This is a genomic window from Pseudocoprococcus catus (assembly GCF_019734885.1).
GTDB lineage: Bacteria > Bacillota > Clostridia > Lachnospirales > Lachnospiraceae > Coprococcus_A > Coprococcus_A catus.
Map to the genome: position 1 here is coordinate 51,970 of NZ_JAAXCM010000032.1, position 14,034 is coordinate 66,003.

16 protein-coding genes and 1 other RNA gene are annotated in these 14,034 nt (G+C 42.9%); 2 read left to right on the forward strand and 15 right to left on the reverse strand.

Annotated features, from left to right (window positions below; all coding sequences use genetic code 11):
* Positions 1-160: 160 nt before the first annotated feature.
* The 8 genes from ffs to tadA all read right to left on the reverse strand — a co-directional run bounded on the left by ffs (position 161) and on the right by tadA (position 7,213).
* An RNA gene (gene ffs / locus HED67_RS09005) (signal recognition particle sRNA large type) lies at positions 161-424 on the reverse strand.
* 1,256 nt (positions 425-1,680) lie between these two features.
* Positions 1,681-1,848: a hypothetical protein gene (locus HED67_RS09010; protein WP_221718089.1), complete on the reverse strand. Its 168-nt coding sequence runs from the start codon at positions 1,846-1,848 to the stop codon at positions 1,681-1,683.
* A gap of 299 nt (positions 1,849-2,147) precedes the next feature.
* The gene (locus HED67_RS09015; RefSeq protein ID WP_221718090.1) at positions 2,148-2,324 is read right to left on the reverse strand and encodes a hypothetical protein; all 177 of its coding nucleotides are present in this window, start codon (positions 2,322-2,324) and stop codon (positions 2,148-2,150) included.
* Between the two features lie 124 nt (positions 2,325-2,448).
* On the reverse strand, positions 2,449-3,297 hold the full coding sequence (locus tag HED67_RS09020) for a DegV family protein (protein ID WP_221718091.1): 849 nt from the start codon (positions 3,295-3,297) through the stop codon (positions 2,449-2,451).
* Between the two features lie 159 nt (positions 3,298-3,456).
* A complete protein-coding gene (locus tag HED67_RS09025) occupies positions 3,457-4,236 on the reverse strand; it encodes an inositol monophosphatase family protein (protein ID WP_221718092.1) in 780 nt (259 codons plus the stop codon).
* Positions 4,237-4,443: 207 nt separating this feature from the next.
* On the reverse strand, positions 4,444-5,667 hold the full coding sequence (locus HED67_RS09030) for an LL-diaminopimelate aminotransferase (RefSeq protein ID WP_221718093.1): 1,224 nt from the start codon (positions 5,665-5,667) through the stop codon (positions 4,444-4,446).
* Positions 5,668-5,897: 230 nt separating this feature from the next.
* Positions 5,898-6,740 (reverse strand): histidinol-phosphatase HisJ family protein, encoded by an 843-nt coding sequence (locus HED67_RS09035; RefSeq protein ID WP_221718094.1) that lies wholly within the window; start codon positions 6,738-6,740, stop codon positions 5,898-5,900.
* Positions 6,731-7,213 (reverse strand): tRNA adenosine(34) deaminase TadA, encoded by a 483-nt coding sequence (tadA, locus tag HED67_RS09040; RefSeq protein ID WP_221718095.1) that lies wholly within the window; start codon positions 7,211-7,213, stop codon positions 6,731-6,733. The genes HED67_RS09035 and tadA overlap by 10 nt, the downstream gene beginning before the upstream one ends.
* 591 nt (positions 7,214-7,804) lie before the next feature.
* Here tadA and HED67_RS09045 point away from each other — a divergent pair.
* Positions 7,805-8,389 (forward strand): DJ-1/PfpI family protein, encoded by a 585-nt coding sequence (locus tag HED67_RS09045; RefSeq protein WP_178439997.1) that lies wholly within the window; start codon positions 7,805-7,807, stop codon positions 8,387-8,389.
* 121 nt (positions 8,390-8,510) lie between these two features.
* Here the strand turns inward: HED67_RS09045 and HED67_RS09050 are convergent, their stop codons facing one another.
* The 3 genes from HED67_RS09050 to HED67_RS09060 form a co-directional block, all read right to left on the reverse strand.
* Positions 8,511-8,867 carry a hypothetical protein gene (locus HED67_RS09050; RefSeq protein WP_178439994.1) on the reverse strand — a complete coding sequence of 119 codons (357 nt, stop codon included), beginning with the start codon at positions 8,865-8,867 and terminating at the stop codon, positions 8,511-8,513.
* Positions 8,868-9,027: 160 nt separating this feature from the next.
* Positions 9,028-9,171, reverse strand: a complete 144-nt coding sequence (locus HED67_RS09055) for a hypothetical protein (protein ID WP_215631929.1) — start codon at positions 9,169-9,171, stop codon at positions 9,028-9,030.
* A 3-nt stretch (positions 9,172-9,174) separates the two neighbouring features.
* Entirely contained in the window at positions 9,175-9,957 is a 783-nt protein-coding gene (locus tag HED67_RS09060) for an alpha/beta hydrolase (protein WP_221718096.1), read from the reverse strand.
* 226 nt (positions 9,958-10,183) lie between these two features.
* Between HED67_RS09060 and HED67_RS09065 the strand changes: the two genes are divergently transcribed.
* The gene (locus tag HED67_RS09065; protein ID WP_015513142.1) at positions 10,184-10,444 is read left to right on the forward strand and encodes a hypothetical protein; all 261 of its coding nucleotides are present in this window, start codon (positions 10,184-10,186) and stop codon (positions 10,442-10,444) included.
* 54 nt (positions 10,445-10,498) lie between these two features.
* On the opposite strand, the gene HED67_RS09070 is transcribed toward HED67_RS09065, so the two are convergent.
* The 4 genes from HED67_RS09070 to HED67_RS09085 all read right to left on the reverse strand — a co-directional run bounded on the left by HED67_RS09070 (position 10,499) and on the right by HED67_RS09085 (position 13,978).
* Positions 10,499-11,092 (reverse strand): hypothetical protein, encoded by a 594-nt coding sequence (locus HED67_RS09070; protein WP_178439986.1) that lies wholly within the window; start codon positions 11,090-11,092, stop codon positions 10,499-10,501.
* Positions 11,093-11,794: a hypothetical protein gene (locus HED67_RS09075; RefSeq protein WP_178439983.1), complete on the reverse strand. Its 702-nt coding sequence runs from the start codon at positions 11,792-11,794 to the stop codon at positions 11,093-11,095. It abuts the gene before it with no gap.
* Positions 11,795-11,945: 151 nt separating this feature from the next.
* The gene (locus HED67_RS09080; RefSeq protein ID WP_221718097.1) at positions 11,946-12,512 is read right to left on the reverse strand and encodes a hypothetical protein; all 567 of its coding nucleotides are present in this window, start codon (positions 12,510-12,512) and stop codon (positions 11,946-11,948) included.
* A 14-nt stretch (positions 12,513-12,526) separates the two neighbouring features.
* The gene (locus HED67_RS09085; RefSeq protein WP_221718098.1) at positions 12,527-13,978 is read right to left on the reverse strand and encodes a L,D-transpeptidase family protein; all 1,452 of its coding nucleotides are present in this window, start codon (positions 13,976-13,978) and stop codon (positions 12,527-12,529) included.
* Between the last annotated feature and the right edge of the window lie 56 nt (positions 13,979-14,034).

Sequence of the window (14,034 nt, forward strand, 5' to 3'; positions counted from 1 at the left end):
ATATACGATCCTTTCCTGTTTTTTTATGGCGATTTTAAAAATTTTCTCCAGGAGAAATGATTTTATTGCCCAAAACTTCATTTTTCTGTAAAAAAACAAAAAGCTGCAAACAATTTAATGTCTGCAGCTTTCAACTGTCTTATCATATATAATTTTAAATCCGTGCGTTTAGCTTCGAATCCGACCCATAAACGTTACCGCTGCAGTTGGCTCAGCCCAGGCGCCCTCACGGCACACGGAAGGTCCAGCTTAGTGCTGCTCCATTCCTGACCTGACACGGTTCACTGGTTCCCGTTGCGCGAGACCCAGACGTCAACGCTACTTACAGCGGGCTGCTCTACAAATCAAAGACCCTCGGCTGAAACATCACCCCTGCTGTAGCGGATTGCAGGTACAGGGCACCGCTATCTCCCCGGCTGCACGGAAGCTTTATAACATATTTCAGCACATGGTCAGCCCATGTTTGTTCATTATACCCCGAAAAAGGGCTCTCTGTCAAGCGAAACCTTCCCTGTTTTCATCTGCTTGCATCGCCTGTTTCAACTGCCGTTTTCCATCCGGCTTCGTCTATCAGTTTTCATCCAGCAATGCCATCACTTCCTTCGACAATTGACCATAGGTACAGCGTCCATCCTTGTCCAGCAGATCAGTTGGTCTGTGGATCACCCGATAGTTTTTTCTTTTCCTCCCTTCCGGCGAGAATGGGCTCGGGCAAAGCCCGATAATGGGTCAAGGGACTGGTTCCTTGTAGGTTCTTAGGGCAACACCCTAAGCCCTCGGAGAGCTTATTGGAATTAATATCTGCAATTTTCAAGGTTCATCAGAGCCCTTTTCTTTGACTCTGTTTTTTCATAAATCATTTGACACTATCTCCATACTTTTCATGCGTTATTGCGTTAAAATATACTAGCTTCAGTATACCATACATACTAATAGCAGGTCATTTGTCTTTCTTTACGTATATTATCTGTTGTCAGATGGAATTTTCCTCATAAATTTCGTATAAAAACAAAAAAGAACCTTTCTCTTCCTCTTCGGACTTTCATTCGATGGATAAAAAATCTTCTTTCGAATGTTACTCCGAATTTACAGCTATCCTCGTTGTTCAGAATAGCAATGTCTACTAATTTAACGATTGATTGTATCGCACGCTTTTTCTCATCAGATGACATATTATCATTGATTCTAATAGATGGGCTAATCAACATTACACCCCTTTCATCTTCCATAAACTACATCGGTAATTAAATTACTGTTAATTTCTGAATAAGTCTTTTTACCGGATATCCTCTTTAACTTTCTCTGATAATGCCTGATGCTGCTATCATAACACATCTCTTTTTGATAGCTGTTACCACGGTGGCATATTTTTGCAATTAGTCCACATCATGTAAATTGTATAAATGCAATGCCTTACAAAAAAAGAAAAGCTCCAGTCATCACATATCCTATAAAACTGAAGCCTCTTTTGAATATCTCAATCACACCCACGATCCGGCCTTCGCCGTACATCCATGTCCTTCACCTATATTCTGCCACCAGGAAGATAAGTCTGAGCTTCGGGGAGCGACCCCTCACTTCTTACCCCGGCTTACGCCCAAGCCTGCACAGGAATGGCTACCTGCAAATTTCACCGTCCATTCAGATTTTTCTACGCCTATTTCTGCCATACGGCTACTTTCACCGGCTACTTCCGTTATAGGCGGATTTCTCCGCCGTCAAAGCAGAGTGCATTGTTGGCTTTACCTCTGTCATACTGGCTGCCACACCGATACCCCTTAGGCTTATTCCTGCACCGCAGGCGTCTATTGCTGCACCCGGAAGTTCCGTGCAATTAAGTGCGAACATCTCTGCGATATGCGTTTTCGTTGACGCTTTCCGTCTCCCCGGGATTCATCACTGAATTCCAGCGGCCTCCCTGAGCAGGTATCCTTGCTCAGATCAACCGGACATCCTCACCATTTCGGCTCTTGGAAATTACCGCACACCTCGAAGTACTGGCGTACTTTATTCATCGAGTTGATCGCAGGCATGATTCAAATATTCAAATCTCAAATATGAAGTTTTCATCAGGCTGAAGCTTCTGACCTTTTCGAATTAGTCTCTCCCGCCGACAAAGGTTATTATATAGGATGACTACGCATTTGTCATTCAACCAGCAGTTTAAAATAATAGTAACTGTTCAGAGCTAACATCCAAAATGCTACGCATTTCGTCGGTGTGGCGTATCCGCCGTACCACCGACAGGCTCTCTGTCCTCCTGATGCTGCTATCATAGCATACTCACTTTGTGAATCTGTTACCGTAATTGTAAATTTTATCATTTAGTTCACATTGTGTAAATAATATATGTTTAAAATTTCTTGCCTTGACTATCTCAAATCAACCATTAAAAAACGGACACGTGAATTTCTGAAGGATCACCTCAAATCTTCACGCATCCGTTTTTTATTCATACATATAAAGGATTCCCAATGTTCCCGGACCGCAATGACAGGAAATCGTTCCTCCTGCGCGGGTCACATAAATGTGCTCTACTCCCGGCTGCCACTGTCTGATCTTATCCTGAACCAGTTGGATAATGTCCTCATCAATACCTGAATGGGTAATAAATATCCGGTTCTGCCGGATGTTGTCTTTCCCTTTCAGCAGATCATCCGCGTAAGCCGCAAAACACTTTGCCGTCTTGCCACGATACTTCTTTGTAGACAGCATCTTGCCGTTCTGCACATCAATGCGCGGTTTCAATTTCAGAAGATTGGCTCCGATAGCCGCCACTGAACTGCATCTGCCGCCTTTCCAGAGATACTCGATCACATCCACCAGAAAGCTGGCCTGACATTTTGCAGAGTCTTCACGAACCCTTGCCGCGATTTCTTCTGCAGCAAAGCCCTGATCCCTGAGATCACAGGCTTCCAGTACAAGCAGACCGATTCCCGTTGACAGTGACCTGGAATCCACCGGATACACATGTCCCGTTTCTTCTGCGGCAAGCACCGCCTGATTATATGCCGTTGACATCTCTGAACTGATGGTAAAATGGACAATTTCATAGCCCTCATCCAGCCATGGCCGCCAAAACTGTTCATAATCATAGACATTCGGTGCTGATGTCGTGCACAATCTTCCCGTCCTCTCATAATGGGCGTAAATATCATCCGGTGTAATACTTACATTGTCCTGCAGCAACTCCCCATCCCTGACAATAGGATGCGGAAGAACTGCAATATCATACTGTATCAGCAATTCCTCTGACAAATCGCAGGTACTGTCACTTATAATCTTTACTTTACTCATGCTCTGATCCTTTCAGTTTTCTTGTAAACAATATCGGTCATCCAACTGCCTACGCTTCCACCTATTCATCCTACATTCAGCATTCAAAATTCAGCATCAACCACTAGATCCTAATGGCAAATTACTTAATTACTTCTATCTCCAAACTGCTCCGATTCTTTATGCCAACTCCATATGACCTTCCATTTCGAAGTAATCTTCCCATGCTGCGGGTCCGCCGGCCAGTACCGAACACCCCTTATCAAGGGAGATTCCCGTACCATCCATACGGCTGATACGGCCGCCGGCTTCCTGCACGATCAATGAACCGGCCGCATAATCCCAAGGCGACAGACGGCATTCAAAGAATAATTCACAGCGTCCACTGGCAATATCACACAGATCCAATGCTGCGGAACCGCTTCGTCTCACATCCAGACTTGCCTTATGCAGTGTTTTCACCAAATCAAAGGTCTGATCAATTAATTCCGCATAATAAGGAGATGTCCCGAAACATACAAGTCCTTCTTCCAGTCGGTTAGAAGATACATGCAGCGGTTGACCATTTAAAAAGGCTCCCTTTCCTCGCTGCGCATAAAACATCTCATTATTGTATGGGTTATAAACAACGCCGATTTCCATAGTTCCATGAAGTGCCAGTCCCACAGACACGCAGCTTCTGTGATAATTTTTGATAAAATTGGTTGTTCCATCGATAGGGTCCACAATAAATGCATAACCTTCACCAATTGCTTTGCTGTGTTCTCCTTCCTCACCGATAAATACCGCCTCCGGCAGAATTTTCAGCAATTCCTCCTCCAGATAAGCCTGAACCGCCACATCATACTTTGTCACAAAATTTGCCCGACCCTCTTTGGAACTGACATTCCGTTCGGTGCCGTCTGCAAACAATATAATATCGCCGCATTTTTTGACCACTGCCACTATTTCATCAAGCATCTTCTAATTCCCCTTTATATTCCCGCATTTCAAGACCTGCCTGAAACATCCGCCGGTATTTTCTTTCATCTTTATCAGCTAACACAGCGGTTTAGAGATAATCTCCAAACCGCTCTATAGTCATTCATATTCAAGACTCATCTGCGAGTCCCGGTACGAAATTTGGATCTGCTGTGCAGACATACTTTCTAACCGAATTTCTGCGTATTACTTCAATTTCTTAATACGTTCAACCGCTTCAAGTGTGTTCTCATAGGAACCGAAGGATGTCAGACGGAAATAACCTTCACCGCTTGGTCCGAAGCCTGAACCAGGTGTTCCCACAACGTTCGCTTTATCAAGCAGATAATCAAAGAATTCCCATGAGGTCATCTTATCCGGTGTCTTCAACCAAATATATGGCGCATTCACACCGCCTGAAGCAGAAAATCCTGCTGCTGCAAGGCCTTCTCTGATAATCTTCGCATTATTCATATAGTAAGCAATCTGTTCCTGTGTCTGAGCCTGACCTTCCGGTGTATAAACAGCTGCACCGGCCTGCTGAATGATGTAAGGTGCACCGTTGAACTTTGTGCCGTGGCGTCTTGCCCACAGGCTGTTCAATGTTACATCGCCGCACTTAAGTGCTTTAGGAATAACCGTGAAGCCAAGACGTGTGCCTGTAAAGCCTGCGTTCTTGGAAAAGCTTCGAAGCTCGATGGCACATCTGTCCGCACCATCACATTCATAAATCGTATGCGCTACATTATCTTCTGAAATATAGGCTTCATAAGCAGCATCATAGATGATCACTGCACCCTTTTCAAGAGCATAATCCACCCATTTCTGAAGCTCTGTCTTCGGAATTGTCGCACCTGTCGGATTATTCGGGAAACAAAGATAGATGATATCCGGTGTTTCTTCAGGTAATTCAGGAGCGAATCCATTCTCCTCTGTACAAGGCATGTAGATTACATTAGAAAATCTCTCTGTGGCCTGATTATAATCACCTGCTCTGCCTGCCATAACGTTGGTATCAACATAAACAGGATAAACCGGATCACATACCGCAATACGGTTATCAACTGAGAAAATATCTCCGATATTACCGGAATCGCTCTTGGCGCCATCACTGATAAAGATTTCATCAATGGCAATATCAACGCCGCGGGTCTTGTAATCATGCTGCGCAATTGCGCTTCTCAGGAATTCATAACCCAGGTCAGGCGCATAGCCCTTAAATGTCTCCTTAACAGCCATTTCATCAACTGCACTGTGCAGTCTTGAAATGACAGCCGGTGCCAATGGCAATGTCACATCGCCGATACCAAGACTGATGATCTGGTCTTTCTTCTCCGGATTAGCTTCCTTATATGCAGCTACTTTCTTCGCGATTGTTGAAAACAGGTAGCTGCCTGGTAATTTAAGATAATTATCATTGATTTTAAACATCTTCGTGTCCTCCTCATCTTATCCGCTCGCATTCTTAGTGTTTGCTAACGAACTTACGGTTCTGTTCACCATTGTAACTCATGAAAGCATTTCATGCAATAGTTTTCATTCGACTCTCTTTGCCTAATATTCGCGCCATCACTCCGGAACGCATTCAGAAATATACTGTAGTTTAATATTTCGGCATATCTGCCTATCCTATTCGGATTTTACGATCTTACAGCAGCGTCCTACAATTTTATAAACTCTGGCTTTCTGTGATCAAAAACTGTCAGATATCTGAACCCGGCCTCCTGAAGCATCTCATGGGCTTCCTTCTGATAAAAGCCGATATATTCTGCTTTGTGGGCGTCACTGCCGATAGTAATGATCTCACCGCTGCATTCCCGGTATAACTTCAAAATCGACATCGGCGGCATGGCATCCTGCATGGCCTTATAATATCCGGAGACATTAAGCTCAATACCCCTGCCCTTCTCCGTCAGATTCTTAAAAAGCTGACGGAATTTATCTTCATAAGGCTTCAGGTCAAGACGCAGATGATTGCGTTCAAACATATAGCGCAGCGGATAGGTCAGATGCCCCATTACATCAAAATCGCCCATTTCCGACAATTTCAGCAGCCAGTCCACATAATGCTCATACATTTTCGCCACATCAATCTTGGTAAAGTCATAGTAATAGACGTCCAGATCTTTTTCCATATTGTGGATAGATCCGATGACAAAATCCAGCACATCTCCATAATCTTTCATAAAAAGTTCTGCAGCCTCCGGATTAACCTGAGGCTGTCCAAGCTCCGCTCCAATCCGCACTTTCAATTGACCGGCATATTTTTCCTTCATATTGCAAAGTTCTTTGTAAAGTCCAACGGCATCCATATGATGCTGTTCACCGCCGGACACATCAAAATTCATCTGTTCATCGTAAGGCAGTCCCGTATAAATATCCATATGATCTGTAATCGCGATTTCTGACAGACCTCTCCGGATCGCCGTCTGACAGATTGTATCCAGTTCTTCCGAACCATCAAAAGAATATTTCGAATGCATATGATAATCTGCTAAATACATTTCTCTTTTTCCTTCTTTCTTCTCTCCCGCAGTTCACGGAAAAATCCACTGAGCATGGATGAACACTCATCATGGAGCACATCCTTCGTCATCTCCACCTGATGATTGAAACGTTTCTCCTGCAATACATTCAACACAGAGCCCGCACAACCTGCCTTTGCATTCATGCTGCCGATCACCACTCTGTCCACACGGGCCTGAACAATCGCTCCGGCACACATCGGACACGGCTCCAGTGTAATATACATAGTACACCCCTCCAGGCGCCAGTCTCCCAAGTATTTACTGGCTTTCCGGATGGCATTCATCTCTGCATGGGACAATGTATTCTTCTCCTTATTGCGCTTATTATATCCACGGGCAATAATCTTTCCCTCATAGACGATCACACAGCCAATCGGCACTTCATCAATCGCCGCTGCCTTCTTCGCCTGCACCAGTGCAGCCTTCATAAATTTCTCATCTTCTGTCATCCTGTATCACTTCCTCCAAATTTTTTAGATGTAATTTTCTAAAATCTCAGAAATACTTTATACTTTATTAATAATTATCTATTGTATTTTTAGAACTATAGTGTATAGTATTGGCATAAGGTTGAGAAAGCCTTATAGCCAGAAAACAATTAGAACATAACAATCCTCTCTCTTAAGAAAAAGGCATCCGAACGGCAGGATGTCTTTTTTTATTATACCATAAGTCACAAAAAATTTTTAATACCTTATTTCGTAAAATCCTAGAAATACTTTAGACTTTGTTAATAAACATCTATTGTATTTTTAGAACTATAGTGTATAGTATTGGCATAAGGTTGAGAAAGCCTTATAGCCAGAAAACAATATAGAACATAACAATCCTCTCTCTTAAGAAAAAGGCATCCGAACGGCAGGATGCCTTTTTCTTATATTCGCACAATATTTTTATAAATATTTAATCATTTATAATGCAATAATATGATATAATAAATTTCAGATACATAATTGTATGACATTTCAGTTTTTATCTCTGAACAGTTACAACATTTTATGTATAAACATAACTCAACAGATGTTGAAGGAGGTTTCTTTATGGCTAAGAAAATTTTAATGCTTTGTGGTGATTTTACAGAAGATTATGAGACAATGGTTCCTTTCCAGGCACTGTCTATGCTCGGCTATCAGGTTGATGCTGTTTGCCCGGACAAGAAAGCCGGAGAAGTTGTCAAGACAGCTGTTCACGATTTCCTTGGTGATCAGACTTACACCGAAAAGCCGGGACACAATTTTGCATTAACTGCTGATTTCGACGCAGTAAATACTGCTGACTATGTTGGTCTCTTTATCACAGGCGGACGTGCTCCTGAGTATATTCGTCTGAATCCAAGAGTGATCGAAATCGTTCAGGAATTTTTCGCAGCTAAGAAACCTGTTGCTTCCATTTGTCATGGTCCGCAGATCCTGACTGCTGCCGGTGTTCTTAAAGGTGTGAAAGCGACTGCTTATCCGGCTGTTGGTCCTGACATTACCCTTGCCGGCGGTACATATGTAGAAGTTCCTGCTGATCAGGCTGTTGTTGATGAGGCCGCACAGCTCGTTACAGCACCTGCTTGGCCTGGCGATACAGCTATCTTAGCTGAGTTCGTCAAACTGCTGGGAGCAAAAATTGAAATCTGATAACTCCTCATTCTAAACATGGGATGTCGGGTATTTTGCCCGGCATCCCATAATATATCCAACCAGATAGCAAAGGGGCTGTCGGGGGATTTCTGATATGCTCCCTTGAGTTTTTATCCTTCTATGCAGCATATTCTGCAAAGCAAGGATGTTCTTTTAATATCTCTATTTTATTGATTTCTACGCCTGCAGCATTCACTTCGCCCCAGACGCGCACCCAGCCTTCCGGCAGTTCCATCAAAATTGCCGGTGCAAGATACATAAATGCGTGCTTTCTTTTTGCTTTGCCTTTGGCAACACGAATCTGTATACTTTCTTCCGTGCATGCCTTACCGGCTTTTCTGCAGCGGGTAAAAAAACGTTCTACCGCATAAGCAATCGTGTCTCTTTCATAATCGCACAAACCGTGCTTAAGAAGCATGTAGTCAGGGTCAACTGAAACTTCACATACAAATGAACCATAATTTATTTTTTTCATAGAGCAATACCTCCAAAAAACATGTGTGCTATTCACTAACTGCTTACACTACTTATATCTTTTTGAAGATATGATTTTACTCGGTTTTTTGAAAAAAATTTTTGCACGTAATGTGACCTGCACATTACAGTGCCTGCATCCGCCGCTTGCGCCATCTACATTACAGCAGCATCACGAATATCGGAATCGTAATAATACATAGCAGCGTTGTAATAAATATAAATTTCGACGCCAGCACCACATCATTACCGTATTCTCCCGCAAAAATCGCACAGAAACCCGCCACCGTAAAAATTGCACTCATTCCTTATTCCATTCCATCTTCAAATACACCGTTCCACAGAAATGGCATATAGATTGCATTCTGTTTCTCCCAGTCGGCCTCACAATGGCCGCCAAAGGCCTGAAGATACGGATACGTCACGGCACCGCGTTCCACCAGCAGGTGACTGAATTCCAGATTCGTACAGGTATATTTGACAAGACCCGGCTTTCGTCCCGATTCTTTACTTCCCCAGCTCATATAAACCCTTGTATCCGGAAGCAACGGTCCTGCAGCCATCAGCTCTTCCCTCATGGCATCATAACAGAAGCCCACCGCACTTGAGAGGCAGGCCGCCTTTGAGAAAACGTCATTATGGGCCACAACAGTATAATAGGCCATCAGTCCGCCCATGGAACTGCCCCCGATACCGGTATACTCCCGCTCCGGCTTTGTCCTGAAATGAGAATCAATCAGCGGCTTCAGCTCATCTACCACCCACTGCATAAAAACCTTGCCTGTTCCATGAATCCTTTGTCCGTCAAAATCCCTGAAATCATAGGGTGAAAACTCCTCCAGGCGCTTGTTGCCCTCATGATTGCATTCAATACCAACAATGATCAGCTGGTTCTCCCACTGCCTCATAAATTCCTGCAGTCCCCAGGATTTACCGTAGGTAGCGTCCTCATTATAAAAAAGATTGTGCCCATCATACATATACATGACCGGGTACCGCGCTTCACTTTCCTCGTAATCATCCGGAAGGTAGATATGCAGCATCCTTTCCAAATGATATGGGGTAATATGTACCATTTCTTTAATAACCATTTTCATCCTCCGACTATATGCTCTGTTTTTATATCTAAAATCATCTGCTTTCAAACTACATTCTTCATCATACCATATAATATCTGTTATCGAAAGATTTTTCAAAAAAATACAAATATATCTTTCATTATCAGAATATTCATATTAAAATAGATATGTATATTGATAAACATTTAAAGTGCCATGCATTTTGAATATGGAATCTATAAAATAGGGGGATTACATAATGGATCTGATGAAAGATATTTATAAAAAAGAACTTCGTACACGTATTGCTGCATGGGAAGGCAAGAAAACAGACGATTTTCAGTATGAACCGGAACGCGCCGAATTAAAAGCCCAGATGAAAGACTGGCTGGCTGAGAAACTCGGCGTCGATGATGAGAAGAAGCTGCTTATCGCCAATCGTAAGTATTTCGCTACTTGCATGGCCGAGCTGGTTTATGAAGAAACTGTCCGTCCGAACATGAAAGATTTTATTCATTAAAAAAAGAAGGGGATGTGAAAAAACTCAATCGAGTTTTTTCACATCCCCTTCTTTTTATTTTATCATTAATCGTAAATTATTCACCTGCAATTCAACTTCTGCCAATTTGGCCTTATCCTGCAGAAGATTCATGATATAGGCTTTATTAACACTCATACTCTTCGCAATAAGAAATTGTGCTTTTTTATAATCCTGTGCCTTAATATAGGACTGTACGGATGCAAGATCCGTTGGGCCGCTGTAATCTTCACCCAAAAAAGCGGGAGCTGTGACTTCTGCGTAATAATATGGAAGAATATGGTCTGCCACATAACCGCAGTCATAGCCTGCAAATTCCACCGTCAGTGTCACTTCATCCACATCCCGTTTTCCTCCGCACTGAATATCAAAGTTCTTCAGCTGAATCGGGCCGGTAATCGGGGCTAACAGCTGCTCTATCTGCGGTTCAACTTTGCCCTTATTACTGTTTAAAGCCTGGGCCACCATTTCATTCTTCTTGCGTGCCGGAAGCATTTTAAGCATCTGCCCTGTAAAAGGAGGCAGTTTCACACCACCCATCTGTTCAGGATGCTGCTTCGCCATCTCCAACATGTTATTCAGCAATTTATCGTAATTAATGTGGCCAATGGCCAGTATCATCTTGATCATTTAACTCATCTCCAGTTTCAGCTCTGTTTTATCAAGACTGTCAACGCCTGTCACCGGTGCAATCTCTATTGCAGGAATCAGAGACTGTTCCGCTGCCGCTTCTTCAGAATCATTTTCTTTTTCTGCCTGAACCGGAGGATTCAGTTTAGAAGGGCTTGTCACATACCATACAACATCCACATCTTCCAGTTCAATGATAGCATCTGAAGCAGGTACTCTTGCCTGTGCACAGCCTTCCGCCGGATCACTGCAGTAAAATGTATCTGTCTCCTCATCATAATCCGTCAATGCAATGGCATGGGGCTTATTGGAATCGTAAGCAACAATGCCCTCCGGATGTTCCTTCAGTAATTTTTTCAAATCCTCCACAGAGGAAACATAATCATGTGTCATCGTCACACCATCATAAGTAAATGTCCAGGAAATTCCTACGCCTTCCCGCCAAGCCACACTGCCTACGCTGCTCTCCGTAATGTCTTCCCAGTCCTCATAACCTGCCAGCATCGCTGCTCTTCGCATAATCATGGCCGATGAAGCTAACGTACAGGTTCCTCTTCTTGACTGCTTGATAAATACATTCTCATCATTAAGTTCTTCAAAAGTAATATCTTTAGTGGCTGTTTTCTCTGCCGCCTGAGCCTGACCGCAATTTACAATGACGATCATCAGTACCAGACTCAGCAAAAGCATCCATTTCTTCATTCATTAAAACCCCCGCAAAATTATTTCAGATTTCTTTATGAATCTTGCCGTCTTTACACGGCGCTTCGTTAAGTGTAATATATCTGTAATAATTTCGCAATAGATTTTAGGGTTTTTTAAGATTTTTTAATAACATTTTATTAACATTTTTCTACATAATATTTCTGAAATTCAATTCATAACTGAAAATTCGGATAGAATTTTCCTTTTCTGCAGCCAACTTCAATGTTTCAGACAATGTTGTCACACACACAATGGCGTAAACCTTTCTGTCCGCTGCGTTCTTCTGAATACGCTTTCTCTGGACTGTCATGTCATCCAGAACCTGCAGATACAATTCTTCGTATTCCGGCCGCTGGACTGTTTCAATTACATAAATATTATCTTCACGATCCATGGCAATCAATTCACCATCATCAGCTTCTTCACATAAGGTCAGAGGCAAGCCAAAAATATTTTTCTTTTGTCGGAGATCATCTGCGATCATCTCTGTCAACGTAGGCCCTGAAAAATGACAATTCAAAGCACTACCCCCGCCTTTTCCCAAAGTCCGGTCCGTCTCTTTGACAGGTTCCGACTGTACAGCACCTGATTTTGCCGGTACAGTCTCCAAAATATCCGTCTGTTCATCCGCTTTCTTTTTTTCCTTTATATGGTCATAAAGCATATTGCCGTAAACAAGCACAACAATGACACCAAGACCAATTAAAAAATACATATCATTTCCTCCTGTTAATTGCTGCTGTATGAATACGCATTGGATACTTTTGCATTATTGGATGTCAGCTTCACATTGTCTCTGTAGTAAGCCACAACCGGCGTTCCAAGTTCTACATTCTTATAGATTGTATCCGCCGCATCGTATGGCAGATTAATGCATCCATGGGAACCGCTGTTCTTATAAATACTGCCGCCAAAATTACTTCTCCAGCTGGCATCATGAAGCCCCACATTGTACGCAAACGGCATAAAATATGTCACATCCGACTCATAATCTTCCCCCACCAATGTGGCCGGACTCTGTCTGCTGATAATCTTGAAGACACCATCCGGCGAACCATTGCCATTGTTGAGATTGCCGGAAACAAGATCCGAATCCATCAAAAGGGAACCATCTTTGTAATACCAGAGATGCTGGTTCGTATAATCAATTTCTATATATGTATTGCCGATATCATCCGCACCTTCCACAAAAGCCCTCTGCTCATACTCCGGCTCTCTTGTAACTGATTCGCCTTTTTCGATATCCTCAATAATCCGGGCTGCCTCACCCTTCTTGTCAATGACCCATCCGTAATCTCCGCCGCCGATCTTGATAGTATCACCATTTGTTGTCACAAATGAACGCGTCGCCGCATAGGTATTGTACTTGGATGCCAGCTGCTGTGCATAGGAAGCCGCCATATCCGGATCTACTGTCACAGACAAGTCATCATTGATGGTCAGCCAGGACAATATCGTCTGTCCATCCAACACCTGTTCTGAGCCCTCAATCTCATAAGTAATGGACATATTCTTGTATTTCTCTGTTACCTGAAGCTTTTCCTGAAGCTTTGGATCCTCTGAAGTCACTGCCGGCTGCATATAATCCGAGTCATTTAACTTAAGCACTGCCTGACGTTCCTCAATGACTGCCTTCACATCCAACATGATCTGCTCTTCCAGGGGTTGATTGCCCTTCTTCTCAGGTACAATCTCATAACCATTATCCGTATATTTCAGATAAGCATCCTCAGGCTTCTCAATGTTCTCTTCCTTGAAACAGTCCATCCCCTCTACCAGCTTCACCAGCTTCGACTCATCATATGTCAGCTTTACATTAACCGTATGCGAATGATCTTTACTGATGTATAATGGCCATAACATACTGTTCTGCTTATCCATCACTTTCTGAATGCTGCCATCAGACTCATAGTGATAATCAATATCTTTACCGCTGATATAAGTTACCCTGTCTTCTCTGTCATGAATTGCCAACAGATAATCTTCCGCATCTTCCTTAATCTTCTCTTCTGCTGTATCTGCTGTTCCCAGGGAAAAATTCGTCTCATTGATCACTGTCCCCGGGTAGAAGTGATCATGAAAATAATAACCAACACCTGCATAAGCTGCCGCCAGCAGCACAGCAACAGAGCTGATTCCGATAATCAGGCCCTTTTTCACTGACTTTTTATTCTTTGCCATATTTCTTCCTCCAAAATTTATATCAAATCACATATTAATAATTACGCATATATCAC